This window comes from Streptomyces sp. NPDC039609, from assembly GCF_055596705.1.
This window is the reverse complement of sequence record NZ_JBVIUJ010000005.1, coordinates 76,626-97,273: the sequence shown is the minus strand read 5'-3', so window position 1 is coordinate 97,273 and position 20,648 is coordinate 76,626. Positions and strand designations below refer to the sequence as shown.

The following is a 20,648-nucleotide window of genomic DNA, read 5'->3' as shown; positions in this document are numbered from 1 at the left end:
CGAGGTAATCGACCCCGCACGCCCTGCCCCGGCAGGCTTGCGTCATGACCGCATACGCCCTCGCGAACCTGACTCCCCCGACCGTCCTCGACGAGGAGGTCTTCACCTACATGGAGCGCATCCAGGCGACGCTGGACCCCTTCGGCGGCCGCTTCCTCGTGCACGGAGCCCCCGAGCGGGAGGTCCGGGAGGGCGAGTGGCCCGGAGCACTCGTCATGATCGGCTTCCCCTCGATGGACCAGGCGCGCGGCTGGTACGACTCCGCCGCCTACCAGGAGCTGATTCCGCTGCGCACCCGCCACATCCCGGGCGCTGTGCTCCTGATCGACGGCGTCGCCCCTGGCTACGACCCGGCGGCGACCGCCGCGATGCTGCGCGCCGCGTCAGGTGGCACGGCCTGAGCACAGTTCGAGCCGGGTGCCGCCGAAGCCGGAGCGGAAGCGGTGGTCGTGGGAGACCGCGACCACGGCCCCTTCGAAAGCGGCCAGGGCCGCCTCCAGGTCCTCGACCAGTGAGAGCGCGACATGGTTGGTCGGCTCGTCCAGGACGAGCAGATCGGCCGGCCGGCTCACCAGCCGGGCCAGCTCCAGCCGCCGCTGCTGGCCCACCGACAGCGCGGCCACCGGCACGGTCAGGTCCTCCTCCCGGAAGAGCCCGAGGGCGAGCAGCTCGTCCGCGTGCTCCTCGGGCAGCCCGGGGCGGCCGGCCGCGTACGCCGTGAGCAGCGGTTCCTGGGACGGCACGGCGGGCAACTCCTGGGCCAGGTACGCGACCCGGCCCGGCCGGACGACCGTGCCGCTGTCGGGTCGCAGATCCCCGGCGATGACTCGCAACAGGGTCGTCTTGCCCGCGCCGTTGGGCCCTGAGACGAGCAGCCGGTCGCCGGCCGAGATCCGCAGCTTGTCGATCCGCAGCCGCTCGCCGACGACGATGTCGGCGAGCTCGGCGAGCACCCCGTCGGCCACGCTCGGCCCGTCCACCGCGCCTGGGTCGTAGCCCTGCTTCGGGCTCCCGCCGGCCGGTGGGCCGTCGCCCGGGCTCGGACCGACGTCCGGCTTCGGGCCGCCACCTGCCCGTGGGCCGTCGCCCGGCTTCGGACCGCGGCCCGCGCCTGGGTCGCCACCTGGGCCGGGACCGTCACCCGTCCCTGGGCCGGCACCCGTCCCTGGGCTGTCACCCGGCTTCTGGCCGCCGCCTGGTCTCGGGCCGTCACCTGGGCCGGGACCGGAACCCGTCCCCCGGCCGCCGTCCGGCTTCTGGCCGCCGTCCGGCCAGGACCCGGTGCCGGACCCGGTGCCGGACCCGGTGCCGGATCCGGGCCTGAGCGGGTCGCGGTGCGCCGGTGCCGGGGCGCCGGGAACCGTCGTCGTCAGCCGGGCCGTGAACCGCAGCGGCTCCGGTGGGGCCGGTACCGGCGTTCTCCGCAGCTGTTCGAGCCGTACCCGGGCCGACCTGACCTGCCCGGACAGCTTGTTCTCGTGGGAGCGGCGGTGCTTGCCGAAGCCCTGGCGCGGGTCCTTGCCGGACACCGCCAGGCGCTGACCGGCCGCGGCCACCAGCTCCTCCGTGCGGGCCACCTCCTCCCGCCACTCCTCGTGCTCCCGCACGCGGCGGCGGCGTTCGGCGGCCTTCGCCGCGCGGTAGCCGGACCAGCCGTCGCCGTACCGGGTCACCGCGCGTGTGTCGCGGTCGACCTCCAGGATCGCCGTCGCCATCCCCTCCAGGAACGCCCGGTCGTGGGTGACGGCCACCACCGTGCCGCGGTGCGTCCGCAGCCGCTCCTCCAGCCAGCCGGCGGCCGCCCGGTCGAGGTGGTTCGTCGGCTCGTCGAGCAGCAGCAGCTCGGCGCCGGAGGCCAGGACGCAGGCGAGGGCGAGCCGGGACTGTTCGCCGCCCGACAGGGTGCCGACGCGGCGCTCGTACGCGATGTGCCCGAGGCCGAGCCCGTGCAGCGCGGCGTCGACCCGGGCGTCGGCCTCGTACCCGCCGCGCTCCTCGTACCGGGCCGCCAGCTCCCCGTACGCGGCCAGCTCCTCGGCCGTCGCGGAGCCGAGCGACTCCTCGGCCGCCCGCATCTCCCGCTCCATCGAACGGAGTTCGGCGAGCGCCGCGTCGACGGTGTCCCGCACGGTGTGCTCGGGGCCGATGCCGAAGGTCCCGGCGAGCGTCTGCGCGAGGTGGGCGGTGCCGCCGGGGAAGCGGACGGTGACCTCCCCGGTGTCCGGGGCCTCCGCCCCGGCGAGGAGCCGCAGCAGCGTGGACTTCCCGGAGCCGTTCTCACCGATGACGGCGGTCTTCTCGCCGGGACGGACGGTGAACGAGATCTGTTCGAGGACGGAGCGGTCCCCGTACGCCTTGGAGACGTCGTGCATGGTCATTTGGGCGCGTTCGCGCATGGGATCTCTCCCTGAAGGTGGGGTTCGTTCGGGCCGGAGGAAGGGACACCGGGACCACCACTGCCGCGCCCCGAGGGCGCCGGATCAGCGGGTCAGACCGTGTCCGCGGCCGGAATCAGCGAAAGTAGTAGTACGAACCCATGCGATCGAGTCTAGACGCGCGGCCCGCCGGCGGCGCAACCAATAATGCGCGGTCGCCACGGCGAGCAGGGGGCCCCAGGCGAGCAGGGGTACGTAGCAGGCGGTCATGACCACGTACGCGATCCCCTTCGGGGACTCGGGGTGGCCCATGGTCTCCGGGCCGTTCCAGCCGAAGGCGCCGAGCGTGGTGAGCGCGATCAGGGCGAGCGCCCCGGCCCCCGCCAGGGTCACCGTGAACGAGGTCGGCACGCGCCGACCGCCGATCAGCGGGATCCAGCGGGGGAACACCTGCCCCCAGGCCTGGACGAGCCCGAGCGCCAGGAGCCCGAGGGCCTCGGCGAACAGCGACAGTCCGACCATGTAGAGCGAGAAGAAGCCGCCGGGCTCGACATCGGCCATGGCGTTCGTCCCGGTGAAGCCCACCGGGATGCCGCAGGCCGCGGCCAGCCGCCACAGCCCGCTGGGCAGGGGAGCGAGCGCGGCGAGGTGGGCGGTTCGGACGACCCAGCGCGGCGGGGTGTCGACGATGGTCTTCATGCTCAGCAACCCTTCTCCTGCGGCCTGTTGGGGCCGCGTCCCGTTGACGTGACCAGCTTCGTCCGGGGGCGGGACCGGGGCCCATCCGCCGACCGGCAGATCCTCGCGCCGTGCGGAGCCGGCCCTCTGCCGATCGGCAGAGGGCGGGGGCGGGAGGTGATCCGTAAGGTGGTTGCGGGGGGTGGGGACATGACGGGGACGTGGGTGACTGCCGCGCCGGCCGTGATCGCGGCGGGCGCGCTCCTGGCGGGGGCGGTTCCGGTGCGGTGGGGCGCGCGCTTCGCGGGGGCGTCGGAGGAGCGGGGGGCGGGCGGCGGCTCATCGGCCGCGCGTGCGTCCGAGTCCCGGTCCGGCACCCCCACCGCACCGCCCTCGTCGACGCGGGCTCCCCTGTCGGCCGACGACGGAGCCCCCGCACGTCGCCTCGACCCGCTGTCCGGCCGACGGGCGTACGCCGGGCGGGCGTCCGGTCTCGCCGGTGCGGCTCTGCTCGCCGTACTGCCGCTCGTCGACGGCACCCCCGAGGAATCCCGGTGGCTCCTCGGCGCGGCCTGCCTCCTCGTCGTGCTCCAGGGGGCGGCCTACCGCTGGGCCCCGCGCCGAGAGGCGCTCGCCGGTGGGGGACTCGCCGCCGCGGCGACGGCCCTGTGGACCGTGCCGCTCCTGCCGAGCGCCTCCTTCTTCGAGTACGTCGGCATGATCGCGTTCTGGTGTGTGCCCTCGCTGGGCGCGGCCGTCGTCGGCGGCTACCCGCGTTCCACCGACCGTCGGCGGGCCCGCGCCGTGCACGAGGCGCGCCACGCACAGCAGCTTCAACTCGCCCACGACCTCCATGACTTCGTCGCCCACGACATCAGCGGCATCGTCGCCCAGGCGCAGGCCGCGAGGTTCGTCGCCGGCCAGGATCCGGCCGCCGCCCTGCCCGCCCTGGAGCGCATCGAACGGGCCGGACTCGCCGCGCTCGCCTCCATCGACCGTACGGTCTCGCTGCTGCGGGCATCGGCGGATGCCGACCGCACACCCCTCCCGGGCCTCGGTGAACTCGCCGATCTGGTCCGCAGGTTCGGCGAGGAGGGCCGGACCGCGAGCCGTCTCGGCATCGGTGAAGGCGTGGAACGTGCGCTCTCCCGGGAGGATGCCGCCACCCTCCACCGGGTGGCGACCGAAGCGCTGACCAACGTACGTCGGCACGCCCCCGAAGCGACCTGGGTGGAGGTCGAACTGGCCCTCGTCGACGGGGAGGTGACGATGACCGTCACCAACGACGGCGCCCTCCCCGGCCGGCACCCGCGTACCCGCGAACGCGGCGGCAGCGGGCTGCTCGCCCTCGCCGAGCGCGTACGCGCGAGCGGCGGAACGCTGCACACCACCACCGCCCACGACGGCATCTGGCGCCTCACCGCCACCCTGGACCGGACCGGAGACCGCACATGACCACCCGCATCCTGATCGCCGACGACCAGGAAGACGTCCGCAGCGGCTTCCGGCTCATCCTCGACTCGCAACCGGACATGACAGTCGTCGCCGAGGCGGCCGACGGCTCCACGGCTGTCGACCTCGCGCGCACCCTGCGCCCGGACGTCGTCCTCGCCGACATCCGGATGCCGAAGCTGGACGGTCTGGAGGTCACCCGGCAGCTGTCCGCCGGGACGAAGGTGATCGTGGTGACCACCTTCGACCTCGACGACTACGTCCACACCGCCCTGCGCCACGGCGCCTGCGGCTTCCTGCTCAAGCGCTCGGGGCCGACGCTGCTGATCGAGGCGGTACGGGCGGCGATGGCGGGCGACACGCTGATCAGTCCGCAGATCACCGTCCGCCTGCTGCGTCACCTCGCCCCCGAAGCCGGCCACACCCCGCCCCAGGATCCGCTGACCCCGCGCGAACGGGAGATCGTCCGCCTGGTCGCCCAGGGCCTGACGAACGCCGAGATCGCCTCCGAACTCGTGGTCACCCCCGGCACGGCCAAGACCCATCTGGCCAACATCCAGGCGAAGTTGGGCGTACGGAACCGGGTGGGGATCGCCGCCTGGGCCTGGCGGACGGGCCTCGCGACACCGACTCCCTAGGGATCACCGCCCCTGCGCATCCGGCCGGTGCTCGACGTACTCGACGACCGAACCATCGGGGTGGCGGGCGGTGAACCCCGCACCGGTCGGCACGGCGTGCAGCGGGTCGAGGACCTCACCGCCCTCGGCCGTGAGCCGCTCCAGGTGCGCGCCCGCGTCGTTCACCAGGAGCGTGCCGTCCACCTCGCGGAACGGCTCCAGGGCGGCCGGCTCGCCCTCGATGAGCAGGAAGCCGCCGACGACGGCGAGTGCGAGCCGCTTCGCCGGATACGTGAACCACATGTCGCGCTCGACGCCCTGCACGCGTTCGTAGCGGGCGGCGAGGTCCTCGAGGGTGCCCGGGCCGGTGAAGACCCGGATCAGGGCGCGCGGGGAAGTCAGGCGGGAGGAGTCGTTGTTGACCCGCCACAGGACGGTGGTGTCTGCGTTCATGGCACCACCCTCGCCGGGCCGGGAAGACCCAACCAGAAGGGCGTTCATGCTGTGACCGACACTCACAGGCTCGCGCTCCGCCGCGAACTGGGCACCTTCCTGCGCGCCCACCGCGAGCGCGTCGCACCCGCGGACGTCGGCCTGCCGACCACATCCCGCCGCCGCACTCCGGGCCTGCGCCGCGAGGAGGTGGCCGCGCTGTCGGGGGTCGGCCTCGCCTGGTACACGTGGCTGGAACAGGGGCGGGTCGACACCTCCCGCGAGGTCCTGGACGCCGTCAGCCGCACCCTGCGCCTCGACCCGGACGCCCACCACCACGTCCTGCGGCTCGCGGGCTTCGCCCCGCCGGAGCCCGCGGAAGACCCCACGGCGGCGCGCCCGTTGCTGGACAGCTGGCCGGACCGCCCGGCCGTCCTCCTGGACGGCGCCCTGTCCATGACCGCCTGGAACACCGCGTACACCGGACTGTGGCCGGACCCGGCGGCGATCCCGCCGGACCGCCGCAACCTGCTGCTGCTCCTCGCCACCGACCCGGACCACCAGCGGCTGCTGCCGGACTGGGAGCCGCTGGCCATGGACCTCTACCGCCACGCCCGCACCCGCGCGGACACCCGCCCCCAGGACCCGGCCCTCCGCACCCTGGCCACCCTCCTCACCACCGAACGCCCCGACCTCGCCCACTGGTGGACCTGCCGCTCGGTGGCCACCTTCACCTCCCGCACGGCCCACTTCATCCCCGCCGGCCCCCATACGGTGTCGATGCTCCACACCCCCGACGCCCCGGGCTCGGCGATCCTGCTGTTCAGCCGACGGGGCGGATGACGGGGGGAACGCCCGTCGCGTAGGCGAGAAGGTCCGCGAAGCGCAGCCAGGCGAGGAGGTAGGTGTTCAGCGGTGCGTAGCCCGGCCGGACATGGCGACGGAGTTCGGTGACGGTGTCGGCCAGGTCCTCCCGCGCCGGGCTGTTCGGCTGTCCGAGGCCGGTGAGATAGGCCGTCGCGCAGGCGTCGAGACGGTGGTGCAGGTCGGCCAGATGCTGCGCCCGGCTCTCGGCGAGCAGCGTGCGGTCGGGGTACGGGAACCGCTGGAACGCGCCGTGGCGGTTGGCCACGGCGGCGATGAGCCCCAGGCGCGAGGGCGCCGTTTCACCGGGCCAGCGGGGTCCCCGCAGATGGAGGGTGTCGACGGCCCGGGGAGTTCGGCGACCGGCCGCCTTCTCCGCGCGGCGTCGAGCAGCGAAGGCAGCCGCCTCCCTGAGGCCGGCCGCGCGGCTCGCCTCCAATGTGTCGAGCGCGCGCAGCAAGGCCGCCGTGTCCCTCCGCAGATCCGGCGAAGGGACCGCCGTCGCGGCGAGGTAGGCCCAGGTCGCGTGGAAGCCGAGCGGGCTGTAGTGCCCGACGGCACACCTCAGTGCCGCGTGCCGTCGGGAGGGCGGCAACCGGTCGTCGCGCACCCTGCGCGCATGGGTTCCGAAGCCCACGCGACGTCAGCCGTCGGCCTTCGCCACTCCGATCGGGCAGGACACGCCCGTACCGCCGATGCCGCAGTAGCCCGCCGGGTTCTTGTCCAGGTACTGCTGGTGATATCCCTCGGCGGGGAAGAACGTGCGGCCCTCCGCCGGGAGGATCTCCGTCGTGATCGTGCCGTAGCCGGAGCCCGTCAGGACCTGCTGGTACGCGGCGCGGGAGGCTTCCACCGCCGTGGCCTGGGCGGGGGAGTGGGTGTAGATCGCCGAGCGGTACTGGGTGCCGACGTCGTTGCCCTGGCGGAAGCCCTGCGTCGGGTCGTGGGACTCCCAGAAGAGCTTGAGCAGCTGCTCGTACGAGACCTTCGACGGGTCGAAGACGACCCGGACGGCCTCGGTGTGGCCGGTCAGGCCCGAGCAGACCTCCTCGTAGGCCGGGTTCGGGGTGATGCCGCCCTGGTAGCCGACGAGCGTCGTCCAGACGCCCTCGGTCTGCCAGAACTTGCGCTCGGCGCCCCAGAAGCAGCCGAGGGCGAAGTCGGCGACCTCAAGGCCTTCGGGGTACGGGCCGAGCAGCGGGTTGCCGAGGACGGTGTGGCGCTCGGGCACCGTGAACTCGGGCTCCGGGCGGCCTTTCAGCGCCTGCTCGGGCGTGGGGAGGACGGGGGTGCGTGACAGGAACATGCGGCTTCTCCTCGACGGTCGGCGTTACCCACAACGCCCGGAGGCCGGGAGGGATTCCCCCCGGCCCGGGGCACGGCCTCCGGGTCCCGGCCCCCGGGTCCCGGCCCCCGGGTCCCGGCCTCCGGCCTCCGGCCTCCGGCCCCCGGCCTCCGGCCCCCGGGCGCGCCCGGACGCCGTGCGTCAGCGCCCCGCCTTGCGGACCGCCCGCTCGCGCGCCCTCACGTACGCCTTCGTCGGGTCGCCGTAGTAGTTCCACGGGAAGGCGCCGATGTAGCCGTCCACCAGCCGGAACTGCTCCAGCGCCGCCGCATGACGGTCCAGCTTCACCAGGTACCAGGCCAGGAGCAGCCGGACCTCGTTCAGCCGCAGATGGTCGGCGGGGGCCGCCGCCACGTCGGCCGCCAGGGCGTCGACCAGGGCCGACAGCTCCGGTGTGGCGTAGCCCCGGTCGGTGTGCCCGAAGGACTCGTGCTCGTACCAGCTGATCAGCGGCAGGGCGGTGAGCAGGCTGCCGGGCGGGGCGGTGGCGACGGCGTGGTCGGTGAACTCCTGCGCCAGCTCCACCGATCCGCGCCACTTCTGGCACCAGTACTGGAGCGCCGAGTAGTGCGCCGAGTAGTGGTGCGGCGCGCGCTCCGTGATCCCCTCCCACAGGGCGCGCATGTCGTCGTGGGGGTAGCCCAGCGCGAGGGCGACCCAGATCTCACAGATGAGCGGGGTCGGGTCGGCGGGGTTCAGTTCGGCGGCACGGGCGATCTCGCCGCGGGCCTGGCGCATCATGCGGTGGAAGCCGTCGAACTGCTCCTGCGTCGTGTTCTTGGCCGTCGCGCTGCCGCGCAGGTTCCCCGCGACCGTCACCGTGCTGTCGGCGCGTACGACGGCCGCGTCCGGGCTGTCGGGCTGTGCGGTCTCCCACGCGGTCAGCCAGGCGTCGTCCTCGGCGGCCAGCCCGCCGAGCCGGGCGGTCTGGGAGGAACGGGTCTCCCAGTCGGGCCCTGCCGTGGTGGCCGCGAGCAGCTGCGCCGCCGGCTTCCAGTCACCGTCGCGTGCGGCGTCGAGCGCCGCCGTCAGCTCCGGATCCTCGGGACGGGACCGCTCGGTGTCGAGCTGTTCGGCCGGTAGGAAGCCGAGCGCCGCCGAGCGCGCGGACAGTGCGGGCGCGGTCGACGCGCCCTCCTCGGGGAGGGTGCCGGCCGCCTTTCTCTCCTTGCGTGCCTTGAGCCAGAAGTAGATCGCCACCGCGATCACGATCATCGGTATGAGACGGGGCATGTGTGGATGGTCCTCACGAGACAGGGGTTGGAGCGGTCAGGGGGTTCGGCGCGTGAGCAGATTTCGCAGCGGCTCCGTGTCCGCACGGTCCGCGACCGCCGCGTCCAGGGCTGCCGGGAGTTCGTCCGCGTAGCCGGGCGGCAGGCGCAGGATCGCCGGGGACGACCAGGAGAGCTCCCAGCGCGCCCGGCCGTCCTCGGTGAGTGCGCCCGTCACCAGCCTGGACAGGCCGCGTCGCAGCATCGGGCGGGCGAACTCGCGGGCGGTGCGGCCGGTCGCGGCTGCGGCCTGTTCGGACTTGGGAAGCCGGTCGGTGATCTTCCAGGCCTTCCCCGCGTCGATCGCGTCGAGAAGCACGTCGAGGAGCGCGCCGAGCGCGGTGTCCTGGGACCCGGTGACGTCCGCCGTCGCGCGCCGCACCGGCTCCGCCTCGTGCACCGAATGCGCGGTCATCGCCTCGTGCACCAGGTCCGGCCACTCCACCCGGCGCATCCGCAACGCCTCCGCGGTCAGCGCTACGTCCTCCACCGCGGCCAGTGAGCGCTCGGGCGAGGCGAGCAGTGAGAGAGAGGGCCGCGAGGGCGCGGCGCCGCGGTCGTCGTCGGGCAGGGCTTCGAGGAGGGCGACCCGTTCGGCCACGGGCGGGTGGGAGTCGTAGGGGGAGGCGGGGTGCGTCGGCAGGTCGTACCGCAGGTCGTCCAGCTCCGCCGCGCGCGCGGCGAGCAGATGCCGTACGCCGCCGATCACCTCGCCGCGCGGGGGCAGCAGTCCGAACTCGGCGCCCAGCGTGGCGTACGAGTCGAGGAAGAAGCCGTTGGCCGCCTCCACGACGACGATCTCGCGCAGCGCGGAGGCGGTCGCGTCGCGGCCGGCGATCCGGGCGGCCGCGAGGTCGGCAGCGAGCTCCTGGCGGCGCGAATCGGCCTGCGTGGCCCGCAGGGAGAGATGTCCGTACGCGGTGTAGATCCGGGCCATCGTGCGGAAGGTGAAGCCCACGCCGGTCGTGTCGATCTCGCGCGCCTTCTTGCCCTTGGAGATCCGCTTGGCGGCCTTCTTCTCCTGGCGCGCGGTCTCCTTGGCGACCTTGCCGCCGGCCTTCGCCTCGAAGTGCGCGACGGTCCGTTCGACCTGGACGCGGCCGCGGGCGGTGATGCCGGAGAGGCGCGTGTCCGCGTGGGTGAAGTGCCCGAACTCATGGGCGAGGACGGCCCGCAGCTGCGCCTCGGACAGCCCGGCCATGAGCGGGAGGCCCAGGTAGAGGCGGCGTTGGCCGCCCAGCAGGCCGAGGAGCCGGGAGTCCTCGCTGACGGCGGCGTTGACCTCGCCGGTCAGCCGGATCTCGTCCGGCGCACGGGTGCCGACCTGCCCGGCCAGCTCGCGCACGGTCCGCCAGAGCCCCGGCTCGTCGGCCTCGGTGACGAGGACACCCGTGGTGATCTCGTCCTGCGGGGTCCGCAGCATGAGCATTCCGCGGACGATCGGGACTGCGAGGACGGCGGTGACGACGTAGAACTTGAGCGCCCAGGGACCGGGGGCCCAGAGGGTCGCCGCCCAGTCGATCAGACCGAGCACGGCCAGCAGGGCGAGGCCGAGAACGTGGAAACCGGCAAGCAGGACGAGGGCGCGCAGCGCGCGCAGAGAAGCGCCCATCGGGCAGAGTTCCCCCACGGAGAAAAGGCGATCGGGTCGTGCTGTGGGGGGAAGCGGAGTATCACCCATCGACGCGGCTGCCGTCCACCGGGAAAGGGCGCCCGACCTGGGCGTACGTACGGGAAGCGCCGCATTCGGCCCTTCCCGTACGGCCGCCGCCACCGACGCCCTTCCCGTACGGACACCGCGTTACCGGCGCCCCTGTAGGGACACCCCGTTACCGACGCCCGTCCCGTGCCGACGCGCCCGTCCCGTGCCGACGGGGGCCGCTAGCGCGGCAGCGTCGCCGGGCTTCCGCCGTTCGCCTCGTACCCGGCCACCGCCAGGTTCCGGTACACGGTGTACTCCGCGGCCGGGTCCTCGCTCAGCGTCCACGGCAGCGCGCCGACGTGGCCGTCCACGTGCACGAGCTGGTGCATCGCCTCGGACCAGCGCTCGCCGCGGACCAGGAAGAGCACCAGCAGATGACGGACGTGCGCGAGCATCGGGTCGTCGGGGCGGGCGGAGTGGACGGCGTACAGCGCGCCCTCCATCGCCTTCCTGACCACCTCGGTCCGGTAGAAGTCCTGGACGATGACGATCTCGGGCAGGTGCTCGTACACCGCGAACAGCGGCAGCGCGGCGAGCAGCGAGCCCTGCGGGGCGCGGGCCGCGGCCGCCGTCGCGAAGCGGTCGGCGTCCGCGCGCGAGCCGTGCCACTTCTCGCACCAGAAGTGCAGGGCGGCCAGATGCGCGCCCATGTGCTGCGGGGCGCGGTCGATGATCTTCGCCCAGACCTGGTCGAACTCCTCGTGGCTGTAGCCGAGTCCGCGGGCGACGGCGAGCTGCACGATGTACGGGACGGGGTCGCCGGGGGCGAGCAGCGCCGCCTCCTCGCTCACCTTCTTCGCCTCTTCGAGGATGATCCGGAAGTCGTCGGTGCCGGCCGCCGAGGAGCGCCAGGCCTGCTGGACCAGGAACTCGGCGTGTACGGCGGCCCCGCCGGGGTCCTTGGGCGAGTCGGCGCGCCAGGCGCGCAGCCACGCGCCTCCGACGCCGGGCTTCTGCTGGAGCTCCAGGGAGGCCGCGCCCGCGAACGCCTGGACGCGCTGCCAGCGGACCTCGCCCTCCTTCTCCGTGCCGGCGAGAAGCTGTGAGGCCGCCCGCCAGTCCTGGGTCGCCTGGACCACGTCGAGGACGTCGAGCAGGTCGGCGTCGGGGCCAGGCATCCGTACGTCCTGCTGCTCCTGGCGCGCGAAGCCGTACGCCTCGGGGTCCGCGGCGTCCGGCGCGCCGGGTGCGACCTGATGGATTCCGACGGCGCGGCGGCGCCTCAGGAACGGAGCGAGGACCGCGAACAGCAGCCCCATCGCGAGCAGGAACCAGAGAATCTCCATGGGTCCATTGTCCAGGAAGGCCCGCGCGACCCGTGAGCCGCGGGACGACCCGCGGCAGCAGCCCCGGGGCGGGCCACGCTGTGAGACACCCGGTGAGACGTCGGCGGCGGTGGGCCGTGCTCAGGACTACGCTCCTGCCTCATGAGCGACGAGCACACTCACCAGAGCTTCGAGACCCGCGCCATCCACGCGGGCAACACGGCCGACCCGCTGACCGGCGCGGTCGTCCCGCCCATCTACCAGGTGTCCACCTACAAGCAGGACGGCGTCGGTGGGCTGCGCGGCGGTTACGAGTACAGCCGCAGCGCCAACCCGACGCGTACCGCCCTCGAGGAGAACCTCGCGGCTCTGGAGGGCGGCCGGCGCGGTCTCGCCTTCGCCTCGGGGCTCGCGGCCGAGGACTGCCTGCTGCGGACGCTGCTGGCCCCCGGCGACCACGTGGTCATCCCCAACGACGCCTACGGCGGCACCTTCCGGCTCTTCGCCAAGGTGGTCCAGCGCTGGGGCGTGGACTTCTCCGTCGCGGACACGTCCGACGTCGAGTCCGTGCGTGCCGCGGTCAACGACCGTACGAAGGTGATCTGGGTCGAGACCCCGTCGAACCCGCTGCTCGGCATCACCGACATCGCGGCGGTCGCGGACGTGGCCCGTACGGCCGGGGCGAAGCTGGTCGTCGACAACACCTTCGCCTCGCCCTACCTCCAGCAGCCGCTCTCGCTCGGCGCGGACATCGTGGTGCACTCGCTGACGAAGTACATGGGCGGCCACTCGGACGTCGTCGGCGGCGCGCTGGTGACCGCCGACGAGGCGCTCGGCGAGGAACTGGCGTACCACCAGAACGCGATGGGCGCGGTGGCCGGTCCGTTCGACTCGTGGATCGTGCTGCGCGGCATCAAGACGCTCGCCGTCCGCATGGACCGGCACAGCGAGAACGCGGGCAAGGTCGCCGAGATGCTGACCCAGCACCCGAAGGTCACCCAGGTCCTGTACCCGGGACTGCCGGAGCACCCGGGCCACGAGATCGCGGCCAAGCAGATGAAGGCGTTCGGCGGGATGATCTCCTTCCGCGTCGCGGGCGGCGAGGAGGCGGCCGTCGAGGTCTGCAACCGCGCCAAGCTGTTCACGCTGGGTGAGTCCCTGGGCGGCGTGGAGTCGCTGATCGAGCACCCTGGCCGGATGACGCACGCGAGCGTGGCGGGCTCGGCCCTGGAGGTCCCGGCGGACCTGGTCCGGCTCTCGGTGGGCATCGAGAACGTGGACGATCTGCTGGCGGACCTGCGCCAGGCGCTGGGCTAGGAGCTCTCTGACCGGGCGCCCCTCCGAGGGGCCGCCCGGTCAGGCCGAGACCTTCTCGTCCTCGAGCGATTCGCGGATCATCGTGCGCAGGTCGATGCTGTCGGTGTGACCGTGCACCGAGACCGCGTGCTCGGCCGCGGCCCGTACGACTTCCTCTTCCTCACCGGTGATGGTGAGCGTGCAGTTCATGATGCTCGGCGTCTTGCGGCAGTCGGCGACTTTCCTGGTCATGGCGGCCTCCTGGGTCTCTTCCCTCCAGGCTAGGGCCGTTGTCACCAGCCTTCGAGCGGTGGCGTGGTCTCCGACGGCGGTACCTGCCAGGGTTCGGCCACCGAGGCCCACACCGCGAAGGCCAGCACCGCCGCGGCCAGCAGTACCCACAGCGCCCGGCGGACCACCCGGTCGCGGTGCAGCAGCCGGGTCCCGCGCTCGACGGCCCGTGCGGCCAGGTCGCCGGGGACCTGGGGATGCGTGCTCTCGAGCATCCGCCGGACCGCGTCCTCCTTGCGTTCGTGCCGGGTCACGAGGCCACCTCCCCCGGCCGATCCCGCCGATCGGGGCGATGAGGCCCGTCCCGCCGGTCCCGCAGGGCGGAGACGGCGCGGGCGCAGACCGCCCGGACCCGTTCCTCGGGCAGCCCGAGCAGCGCCGCGGTCTGCTCCTCTGCCACCCCCTCGTACAGCCGGAGCACCAGGACGAGCCGTTCCTGCGGGGTGAGCGCGGAGAGGACACCGCCCCGGCCGCGGTGGTGCCGCCAGGCGGTGCGGGAGAAGCGGGCGGCGAGGTCGGCGCGGGTGCGGTCGTACGGATCCTCGCCGCGCAGCCGGTCCCAGTGGGCGTAGGTGTGCGCGAGGGAGGCGGTCAGCAACGCCTGGGCGCGCGGGTTGCGGGCGCGGGTCTCGGCGGTGAGCAGCGTCGCGGCGTGCAGCAGCCGCCCCGCCGCTCCCGCCACGAACGCCTCGAACTGCCGGGTGCGGTGGCGCTGTTCGCCTCCCTGGCCGCTCCCTGGGCCGTCGTGTCGATCGCGCACGTCCTCATATGAGGACAGGGAGCTGCCCGGGTCAAGAGGTCGCGGAGGACTCCGTTTCGGCGGCGGGCGGCAGGCCCGACTGGCGAGCGGACAGCGCCGAGTTGAATCGGGTGAGCAGCGTGCAGAACGACTCGCGCTCGTCCGCGGTCCAGCCGTCCGTCACCTGCGCCATCAGTTCGCGGCGGGAGGCGCGGACCTCCTCCAGGCGGGCCAGTCCGCGCGGCGAGAGCTGGAGCACGACCGCGCGTCCGTCCTCGGGGTGCGAGGTGCGCTTGACCAGGCCGGTGTCGACGAGCGGGGCGACCTGGCGGGTGACGGTGGACGAGTCGATGCCCATGCCCGCCGCGAGCGCCTTGACGCCCATCGGGCCTTCCTGGTCGAGCCTGTTGAGGAGCAGATAGGCGGCCCGGTCCATCGAGTTGCGGAGCTGCCCGGTGCCGCCGAGGCGGGTCTGTTCGGCCCGCCGAGCGAAGACGGCCACCTGGTGCTGGAGGGCATCGAGGAGACCGGGGTCAAGCTCAGTCGTCATGTCCTGAGATGTGGGCATGGCTGTGGGGGCTCTCTCGTGCGGTGGTCGGTTGGTGGGGGACAGAGTACGCGGACCTTCGAGGGTCCGTACCTGCGCTGCGCAAACCCGCCGGGGTACGGGCTGCTCGGGCGGCCACGGGGCCCGTGAGCTGCGAGACTTGCTGTCATGAGCTTCCGTAGGCCAGACCCCTTGCACCACCTGATCCTCGACGATGTGCGCGGGGCGCAGAAGATGCTCTCGGGGGTGGCCAGAGTGACGGCGATGGAGGGGAGCCGGTACCTGTCCTCGCTGGTGGGGGCGCCTGTCCACCTCAAGTGCGAGAACCTTCAACGAACCGGTTCGTTCAAGCTGCGTGGCGCGTACGTACGGATCGCCGGGCTGCGGCCCGAGCAGCGGGCGGCCGGAGTGGTCGCCGCCTCCGCGGGGAACCATGCGCAGGGCGTCGCGCTGGCCTCCGCGCTCCTCGGGGTGCACTCCACGGTCTTCATGCCGGTCGGAGCCCCGCTGCCGAAGGTCGCGGCGACCCGGGAGTACGGCGCCGATGTGCGGCTGCACGGCCATGTCGTGGACGAGACGCTGGCGGCGGCGGAGGAGTACGCGGCGGAGACCGGCGCGGTCTTCATCCATCCCTTCGACCACCCGGACATCATCGCCGGACAGGGCACGGTCGGTCTGGAGATCCTGGAGCAGTGCCCGGAGGTCCGCACGATCCTGGTCGGGGTCGGCGGCGGTGGGCTGGTGGCGGGCATCGGACTCGCGGTGAAGTCCGTACGCCCCGACGTGAAGGTGATCGGGGTGCAGGCGGAGGGAGCGGCCGCGTATCCGCCGTCGCTGACCGCCGGGCATCCGGTGGCCATCGAGTCGCCGGTGACGATGGCGGACGGGATCAAGGTGGGACGCCCGGGCGATGTCCCCTTCGCGATCGTCCAGGAGTACGTCGACGAGATCCGTACGGTCTCCGAGGACGCGCTCTCCTCGGCCCTCCTGCTCTGCCTGGAGCGGGCGAAGCTGGTGGTCGAGCCGGCGGGCGCGAGCCCGGTGGCGGCGCTGCTGAGCGATCCGAAGGCGTTCGCGGGCCCGGTGGTCGCGGTCCTGTCCGGGGGGAACGTGGACCCGCTGCTGATGCAGCGGATCCTGCGCCACGGCATGGCGGCCGGGGGCCGCTATCTGAGCCTGCGGCTGCGGGTGACGGACCGGCCGGGCGCGCTGGCGACGCTGCTCGCGGTGCTGACGGTGGTGGACGCGAACGTGCTCGACGTGAGCCATGTGCGGACCGATCCGCGCCTCGGGCTGACGGAGGCCGAGGTGGAGCTGCACCTGGAGACCAAGGGGCCGGAGCACTGCGAGGAGGTCGCGGCGGCGCTGCGGGACGCGGGGTACGTGGTGATGACCTAGGTCTTGTCCGTTCGCGATGTATCGCGTTAGCGTGTGGTCCGGGTCACACATTCGGTGGGCGTCGTCAGCCGTTCAAACCTAAACTTGGGTGGAAAACGCCCAAATCCCTGGGAGAACCCACATGCCAGGCGCGATCTACGCCGAGGGTCTGGTGAAGACCTTCGGCGACGTACGAGCTCTGGACGGCGTCGATCTCGACGTACCCGAGGGCACGGTCCTGGGCCTGCTCGGCCCGAACGGAGCGGGGAAGACCACGGCCGTGCGCGTCCTGACGACGCTGCTGCAGCCGGACAGCGGAAGGGCGGTCGTCGCAGGCATCGACGTTCTCAGGCATCCGAACGAGGTCCGGCGCTCGATCGGCCTCTCCGGCCAGTTCGCGGCCGTCGACGAGTATCTGACGGGCCGCGAGAACCTCCAGATGGTCGGTCAGCTCTACCAGATGAACGCCAAGCGGGCGAAGGTCCGGGCGGGCGAGCTGCTCGACCGTTTCAACCTCGCGGACGCGGCCGACCGCACCGCCAAGACGTACTCCGGCGGTATGCGCCGCAGGCTCGACCTCGCCGCCGCCCTGGTCGTCTCGCCGCCCGTGATGTTCATGGACGAGCCGACGACCGGCCTGGACCCGCGCAACAGGCAGGCGCTCTGGGAGGTCATCCAGGAACTCGTCGCGGGGGGTACGACCCTGCTCCTGACGACCCAGTACCTGGAAGAGGCCGACCACCTGGCCGACGACATCTGCGTCATCGACCACGGCAAGGTCATCGCCCGCGGTACGTCGGACGAACTCAAGGCCCAGACGGGCGGCGAGCGCGTCGAGGTCGTCGTCCACGAGCCGGAGATGATCGCCCCGGCCCGTGACGTCCTCGGACGCTACGGCCTGGCGGGCATCGGCCACGGCGAGGTCTCCGTCGAGAACCACACCCGCAAGCTGACCGTGCCGGTCACCGGCGGCGCCAAGCTGCTCGCCGAGGTCATCCGCGACCTGGACACCGTCGGTGTCGAGATCGACGACATCGGTCTGCGCTGGCCCACCCTCGACGACGTCTTCCTCTCGCTGACCGGCCACACGGCCGAACGGGGCGAAGAGGAGAACGGCGGAGCGGCGCAGGACGCGAAGGGCCGCAACCGCGACAAGGAGGCGGCGAAGTGACCGCAGTGAACGACGCCGTCGCGGCCCCGAAGCCGCGCGGCGGGATCGCCCAGTCCATCAGCGACTCCCTCGTCGTCGCCAAGCGCAACCTGATCAGGATGTCCCGCATCCCCGAGATGGTCATCTTCGGGCTCATCCAGCCGATCATGTTCGTGGTGCTGTTCAGCTTCGTGTTCGGCGGCTCCATGACGATCGGCGGCACGACGGACCCCGTGGTCTACCGCGAGTTCCTGATGGCGGGCATCTTCGCGCAGACCGTCACCTTCGCCACCGCCGGCGCGGGCGCAGGCATCGCCGACGACATGCACAAGGGTCTGATCGACCGCTTCCGCGCCCTGCCGATGGCCCGGGGCGCGGTCCTCACCGGCCGTACCCTGGCCGATCTGGTGCAGACCGCCCTCACCGTCGTCGTCCTCGCGATCGTCGCGCTCCTGGTCGGCTGGCGCATCCACGAGGGTGTGCCGAAGGCGTTGGGGGCCTTCGCCCTGCTGCTCCTCCTCGGCTACGCCTTCTCCTGGATCGGCGCCCTGATCGGCCTCTCGGTCCGCACGCCGGAGGCGGCGACCTCGGGCGGCCTGATCTGGCTCTTCCCGGTCACGTTCATCTCGATCGCGTTCGTGGACTCCGCCCAAATGGCGTCCTGGCTCCAGCCGATCGCCGAATGGAACCCGTTCAGCGCGACCGTCCAGGCGTGCCGCGTCCTGTTCGGCAACCCGGGCGTCTCGACGTCCGACGCCTGGCCGATGGTTCACCCGGTGTGGGCCTCGATCATCTGGTCGGTGCTGATCATCGTGGTCTTCCGGACGCTGTCGGTACGGAAGTACCGCTCGGCGACGGCGTGACGGCTCAAGACCCTGCGCTCCAGGGCCCCCGGTCTCAGGGCGCGTAGCCCGACACGATCTGGCCGTCGAAGGTGGTGACGAAGAGCGCCCCTCCGGCGGCCAGCACGCTGCTCGCGCCCTGGTCCGCGTAACTGCCCGTCGTCGTCTCGAACTTGACCTCGTTGCCTCGGTCGTTCGACGCCTCGGGGTCGGCCGGCGGCATCGACCTGATCGTCGTCCCCTCGGCCACCAGGAGCCGTTCGCCGGCGAAGGACAGCCGCTCCGCGGTCGCGTGGTCGGTGTCCTTCCAGCGCTCCTTGCCGGTCGCCAGGTCGTAGAGACGGAAGGTCTCCCGGTCGTTGAGCGCCACGAGCCCCTGCGCGCTCACCGCGAAGCCGCCCCAGCCCTGGATCCCCCGGGCGAACGTCCGCACGTGCTTCAGCGTGTTCCCGTCGAAGACGGCGATCCCGCCGCCGTCCCCGGCCTGGCAGAGCACGGACCCCTTGTGGACGACGAGCGCGAAACAGCCCGTCACCCCCGTGCTCCTCGCGGTCTCCTCGCCGGTACGGGCGTCCAGCGCGACGGGCATCCCTCCCGCCGGTACGTACACCCGCCCACCCGCGGCCACCGGGCCCTCCGGGATCGAGGTCAGCGAGGTGCGCCACAGCTCCTTGGCCGTCTCGCCCAGCTGTACCGCCGAGACCAGGCCGGACTGTTCGTCGGCCGCGTTCAGATACGTCGTGTAGAGCACCCCGTCCAGCAGGTCGGTGCCCTTCACCGCCCAGTCACCGTCGGGTACGGGGATCCGGCCCCGCTCCTTCCCGTCCTTCAGGCCGTGCACCGTCACGCCGTCCGGTCCCGTGACGTACGCGCGGTCCCCGACGACGGCCGGATACTGCGCCGTCGGCCGGGGCAGGTCGCCGCGCCCCGGCCGGGACCAGAGCTTCGTGCCGTCGGCGGCCTTGAGCGCGACGACCGCGCCGCCGTCGCCCGAGCAGAGCAGAACCTCGGGGGAGAGGGTGCACGGACCCACTCCCTCGTCCGCCTTCACCGACCAGGGCGACCATCCGGCCGGGAGGGCGGCGCGGTCCACGCCGTCCTTGCCGAAGTCGTTGAGGTGCCCCTCACCGCCGTAGGGCTGGACGACATGGTCGAGCGTGGCGGGCTTGTTCCGGGCCGTCGGCGTGTTCCCCGTCGTGGGGGTGGACCCGCCCGCACCGGAGCCGCCCCCGGCCGCGCCGCCGTCGGCCGAACCGCCCTGTCGCTCCCGCTCGTCGAGCAGGGTCATGCCCACGCCCGCCAGCACCGCGACCGCCACCGCACCCGCCGTGATCGCCGCCCAGGGGCGGCGGCGCTTCGCCTCCGCCGGGGCGGGGGCCGGGTCGGGCCGGGCCGTCATCGCCGTCGGGGAGTACGGAACCCGCGGGGCGACCGTCGGCAGGTCGGCCACGCCCGCACCGGACGCCGCCGCCTCACCGATCGCCCGCGCGGAGTCCCCGTACTCGGCCAGCAGCGAGAGCACCCCGCCCGGCCACGGGAAGGCCGCAGGCACCTCCGACCCCAACAGCCCCACCAGCTCCGCCGCCGACGGCCGCTCCGCCGGGTCGAGCCGCAGACAGCGCTCCGCGACCGGCCGCAACTCCTCCGGCACACCGTCGAGTTCGGCATCGGCCCGGCTGATCCGGAAGATGACCGACGCCATCTCCTCGTCATGGAACGGCCCGCGCCCACTCGCCGCGAACGCGAGCACGGCGCCCAGGCAGAACACGTCCGACGCGGGCACGACGGCCCGGCTGCCGATCAGATGCTCCGGCGACATGAACCCCGGCGAGCCCACGACAAGACCGGTCGAGGTCAGCGCCGTCGCCTCGAAGGCATGCGCGATACCGAAGTCGATCAGCTTCGGTCCGGACGCCCCGAGCAGTACGTTCGCGGGCTTCAGGTCCCGGTGCAGCACCTTCGCCCCGTGCACCGAGTCCAGCGCTCGGGCGAGCGCCGCGCCCAGGGCCCGTACCGCCGCCACCGGCAGCGCCCCGGCTCGCGTGACGGCCTCGGCGAGCGAGGGCCCGGGGACGTACTCGGTCGCCAGCCAGGGCGAGGGGGCGTCCGCGTCGGCGTCGACGAGCTGCGCCGCGTGCGGGCTGTTCACGGCCCGCGCCGCCGTGATCTCGCGCCGGAACCGGGTCCGGAAGTCCCCGTCGACCTCCAGGTCCCCCCGCACGGTCTTCACCGCGACCATCCGGTACGGATCGGCCGTCGGCGCATCGGCCCGGCACGCCAGATGGACCTCGCCCATGCCGCCCGCCCCGAGCCGGGCCAGCAGCCGGTAGGGGCCGACGAATCGCGGGGGCTGCCCGGCGGGCAGTGCTTCCAGCACGGAAGGGGTTCCTCTCGGTCCTCAGCCG

General features: G+C 73.0%; 21 protein-coding genes. 8 read left to right on the top strand and 13 right to left on the bottom strand.

Annotation, left to right across the window (positions count from 1 at the left end):
• Nucleotides 1-44: 44 nt before the first annotated feature.
• Nucleotides 45-401, top strand: a complete 357-nt coding sequence (locus ACZ561_RS15640; RefSeq protein ID WP_470994707.1) for a DUF1330 domain-containing protein — start codon at nt 45-47, stop codon at nt 399-401.
• On the opposite strand, the gene ACZ561_RS15635 is transcribed toward ACZ561_RS15640, so the two are convergent.
• Together ACZ561_RS15635 and ACZ561_RS15630 are read right to left on the bottom strand one after the other, a co-directional pair.
• Nucleotides 384-2,396 (bottom strand): ABC-F family ATP-binding cassette domain-containing protein, encoded by a 2,013-nt coding sequence (locus ACZ561_RS15635; RefSeq protein WP_470994704.1) that lies wholly within the window; start codon nt 2,394-2,396, stop codon nt 384-386. The genes ACZ561_RS15640 and ACZ561_RS15635 overlap by 18 nt on opposite strands.
• Nucleotides 2,397-2,480: 84 nt before the next feature.
• Entirely contained in the window at nt 2,481-3,074 is a 594-nt protein-coding gene (locus tag ACZ561_RS15630; RefSeq protein WP_470994701.1) for a hypothetical protein, read from the bottom strand.
• Nucleotides 3,075-3,263: 189 nt separating this feature from the next.
• On the opposite strand from ACZ561_RS15630, the gene ACZ561_RS15625 reads away from it, so the two are divergent.
• Nucleotides 3,264-4,508: a sensor histidine kinase gene (locus tag ACZ561_RS15625; protein ID WP_470994698.1), complete on the top strand. Its 1,245-nt coding sequence runs from the start codon at nt 3,264-3,266 to the stop codon at nt 4,506-4,508.
• On the top strand, nt 4,505-5,143 hold the full coding sequence (locus tag ACZ561_RS15620) for a response regulator (protein WP_470994695.1): 639 nt from the start codon (nt 4,505-4,507) through the stop codon (nt 5,141-5,143). The genes ACZ561_RS15625 and ACZ561_RS15620 overlap by 4 nt, the downstream gene beginning before the upstream one ends.
• Nucleotides 5,144-5,146: 3 nt before the next feature.
• On the opposite strand, the gene ACZ561_RS15615 is transcribed toward ACZ561_RS15620, so the two are convergent.
• Nucleotides 5,147-5,575 (bottom strand): VOC family protein, encoded by a 429-nt coding sequence (locus ACZ561_RS15615; protein ID WP_470994692.1) that lies wholly within the window; start codon nt 5,573-5,575, stop codon nt 5,147-5,149.
• A gap of 51 nt (nt 5,576-5,626) precedes the next feature.
• On the opposite strand from ACZ561_RS15615, the gene ACZ561_RS15610 reads away from it, so the two are divergent.
• Nucleotides 5,627-6,397 (top strand): MmyB family transcriptional regulator, encoded by a 771-nt coding sequence (locus ACZ561_RS15610; protein WP_470994689.1) that lies wholly within the window; start codon nt 5,627-5,629, stop codon nt 6,395-6,397.
• On the opposite strand, the gene ACZ561_RS15605 is transcribed toward ACZ561_RS15610, so the two are convergent.
• From ACZ561_RS15605 to ACZ561_RS15585, 5 genes are all read right to left on the bottom strand, one after another.
• A complete protein-coding gene (locus tag ACZ561_RS15605) occupies nt 6,378-7,055 on the bottom strand; it encodes a hypothetical protein (RefSeq protein ID WP_470994686.1) in 678 nt (225 codons plus the stop codon). The genes ACZ561_RS15610 and ACZ561_RS15605 overlap by 20 nt on opposite strands.
• A 6-nt stretch (nt 7,056-7,061) precedes the next feature.
• Nucleotides 7,062-7,724: a peptide-methionine (S)-S-oxide reductase MsrA gene (msrA, locus tag ACZ561_RS15600; protein WP_470994683.1), complete on the bottom strand. Its 663-nt coding sequence runs from the start codon at nt 7,722-7,724 to the stop codon at nt 7,062-7,064.
• 180 nt (nt 7,725-7,904) lie between these two features.
• Complete coding sequence (locus ACZ561_RS15595; protein ID WP_470994680.1) at nt 7,905-8,996, bottom strand: hypothetical protein; 1,092 nt, start codon at nt 8,994-8,996, stop codon at nt 7,905-7,907.
• Between the two features lie 36 nt (nt 8,997-9,032).
• Nucleotides 9,033-10,646 carry a M48 family metallopeptidase gene (locus tag ACZ561_RS15590; protein ID WP_470994677.1) on the bottom strand — a complete coding sequence of 538 codons (1,614 nt, stop codon included), beginning with the start codon at nt 10,644-10,646 and terminating at the stop codon, nt 9,033-9,035.
• 269 nt (nt 10,647-10,915) lie between these two features.
• Complete coding sequence (locus ACZ561_RS15585; protein WP_470994674.1) at nt 10,916-12,022, bottom strand: hypothetical protein; 1,107 nt, start codon at nt 12,020-12,022, stop codon at nt 10,916-10,918.
• A gap of 141 nt (nt 12,023-12,163) precedes the next feature.
• Between ACZ561_RS15585 and ACZ561_RS15580 the strand changes: the two genes are divergently transcribed.
• A complete protein-coding gene (locus tag ACZ561_RS15580) occupies nt 12,164-13,318 on the top strand; it encodes a cystathionine gamma-synthase (protein ID WP_376432723.1) in 1,155 nt (384 codons plus the stop codon).
• Nucleotides 13,319-13,357: 39 nt separating this feature from the next.
• Here the strand turns inward: ACZ561_RS15580 and ACZ561_RS15575 are convergent, their stop codons facing one another.
• From ACZ561_RS15575 to ACZ561_RS15560, 4 genes are read right to left on the bottom strand one after another with little or no spacing between them, the layout of a single operon-like run.
• Nucleotides 13,358-13,549: a DUF1059 domain-containing protein gene (locus ACZ561_RS15575; protein ID WP_470994670.1), complete on the bottom strand. Its 192-nt coding sequence runs from the start codon at nt 13,547-13,549 to the stop codon at nt 13,358-13,360.
• Between the two features lie 41 nt (nt 13,550-13,590).
• Nucleotides 13,591-13,842, bottom strand: a complete 252-nt coding sequence (locus tag ACZ561_RS15570) for a hypothetical protein (RefSeq protein ID WP_470994667.1) — start codon at nt 13,840-13,842, stop codon at nt 13,591-13,593.
• Nucleotides 13,839-14,348, bottom strand: coding sequence for a sigma factor-like helix-turn-helix DNA-binding protein (locus ACZ561_RS15565; protein ID WP_470994664.1), 510 nt, complete (start codon nt 14,346-14,348; stop codon nt 13,839-13,841). The genes ACZ561_RS15570 and ACZ561_RS15565 overlap by 4 nt, the downstream gene beginning before the upstream one ends.
• A 31-nt stretch (nt 14,349-14,379) precedes the next feature.
• Nucleotides 14,380-14,895: a MarR family winged helix-turn-helix transcriptional regulator gene (locus tag ACZ561_RS15560; protein WP_470994661.1), complete on the bottom strand. Its 516-nt coding sequence runs from the start codon at nt 14,893-14,895 to the stop codon at nt 14,380-14,382.
• Nucleotides 14,896-15,042: 147 nt separating this feature from the next.
• Here ACZ561_RS15560 and ilvA point away from each other — a divergent pair, with 147 nt between their 5' ends.
• The 3 genes from ilvA (at nt 15,043) to ACZ561_RS15545 (ending at nt 18,264) form a co-directional block, all read left to right on the top strand.
• On the top strand, nt 15,043-16,272 hold the full coding sequence (ilvA, locus tag ACZ561_RS15555; RefSeq protein ID WP_470994658.1) for a threonine ammonia-lyase: 1,230 nt from the start codon (nt 15,043-15,045) through the stop codon (nt 16,270-16,272).
• Between the two features lie 121 nt (nt 16,273-16,393).
• On the top strand, nt 16,394-17,422 hold the full coding sequence (locus ACZ561_RS15550) for an ATP-binding cassette domain-containing protein (RefSeq protein ID WP_470994655.1): 1,029 nt from the start codon (nt 16,394-16,396) through the stop codon (nt 17,420-17,422).
• Nucleotides 17,419-18,264, top strand: a complete 846-nt coding sequence (locus tag ACZ561_RS15545; protein ID WP_470994653.1) for an ABC transporter permease — start codon at nt 17,419-17,421, stop codon at nt 18,262-18,264. The genes ACZ561_RS15550 and ACZ561_RS15545 overlap by 4 nt, the downstream gene beginning before the upstream one ends.
• Before the next feature lie 34 nt (nt 18,265-18,298).
• On the opposite strand, the gene ACZ561_RS15540 is transcribed toward ACZ561_RS15545, so the two are convergent.
• Entirely contained in the window at nt 18,299-20,620 is a 2,322-nt protein-coding gene (locus ACZ561_RS15540) for a protein kinase domain-containing protein (protein ID WP_470994651.1), read from the bottom strand.
• Nucleotides 20,621-20,648: the final 28 nt, after the last annotated feature.

Excerpts from the sequence above, each read along its gene's own strand:
- ACZ561_RS15590 (WP_470994677.1), bottom strand. The coding sequence starts at position 10,646 with ATGGGCGCTTCTCTGCGCGCGCTGCGCGCCCTCGTCCTGCTTGCCGGT.
- ACZ561_RS15560 (WP_470994661.1), bottom strand. The coding sequence starts at position 14,895 with ATGCCCACATCTCAGGACATGACGACTGAGCTTGACCCCGGTCTCCTC.
- ACZ561_RS15595 (WP_470994680.1), bottom strand. The coding sequence starts at position 8,996 with ATGCCCCGTCTCATACCGATGATCGTGATCGCGGTGGCGATCTACTTC.
- ACZ561_RS15550 (WP_470994655.1), top strand. The coding sequence starts at position 16,394 with ATGCCAGGCGCGATCTACGCCGAGGGTCTGGTGAAGACCTTCGGCGAC.
- ilvA (WP_470994658.1), top strand. The coding sequence starts at position 15,043 with ATGAGCTTCCGTAGGCCAGACCCCTTGCACCACCTGATCCTCGACGAT.
- ACZ561_RS15630 (WP_470994701.1), bottom strand. The coding sequence starts at position 3,074 with ATGAAGACCATCGTCGACACCCCGCCGCGCTGGGTCGTCCGAACCGCC.
- ACZ561_RS15625 (WP_470994698.1), top strand. The coding sequence starts at position 3,264 with ATGACGGGGACGTGGGTGACTGCCGCGCCGGCCGTGATCGCGGCGGGC.
- ACZ561_RS15635 (WP_470994704.1), bottom strand. The coding sequence starts at position 2,396 with ATGCGCGAACGCGCCCAAATGACCATGCACGACGTCTCCAAGGCGTAC.
- ACZ561_RS15580 (WP_376432723.1), top strand. The coding sequence starts at position 12,164 with ATGAGCGACGAGCACACTCACCAGAGCTTCGAGACCCGCGCCATCCAC.
- ACZ561_RS15585 (WP_470994674.1), bottom strand. The coding sequence starts at position 12,022 with ATGGAGATTCTCTGGTTCCTGCTCGCGATGGGGCTGCTGTTCGCGGTC.
- ACZ561_RS15640 (WP_470994707.1), top strand. The coding sequence starts at position 45 with ATGACCGCATACGCCCTCGCGAACCTGACTCCCCCGACCGTCCTCGAC.
- ACZ561_RS15615 (WP_470994692.1), bottom strand. The coding sequence starts at position 5,575 with ATGAACGCAGACACCACCGTCCTGTGGCGGGTCAACAACGACTCCTCC.
- msrA (WP_470994683.1), bottom strand. The coding sequence starts at position 7,724 with ATGTTCCTGTCACGCACCCCCGTCCTCCCCACGCCCGAGCAGGCGCTG.
- ACZ561_RS15620 (WP_470994695.1), top strand. The coding sequence starts at position 4,505 with ATGACCACCCGCATCCTGATCGCCGACGACCAGGAAGACGTCCGCAGC.
- ACZ561_RS15575 (WP_470994670.1), bottom strand. The coding sequence starts at position 13,549 with ATGACCAGGAAAGTCGCCGACTGCCGCAAGACGCCGAGCATCATGAAC.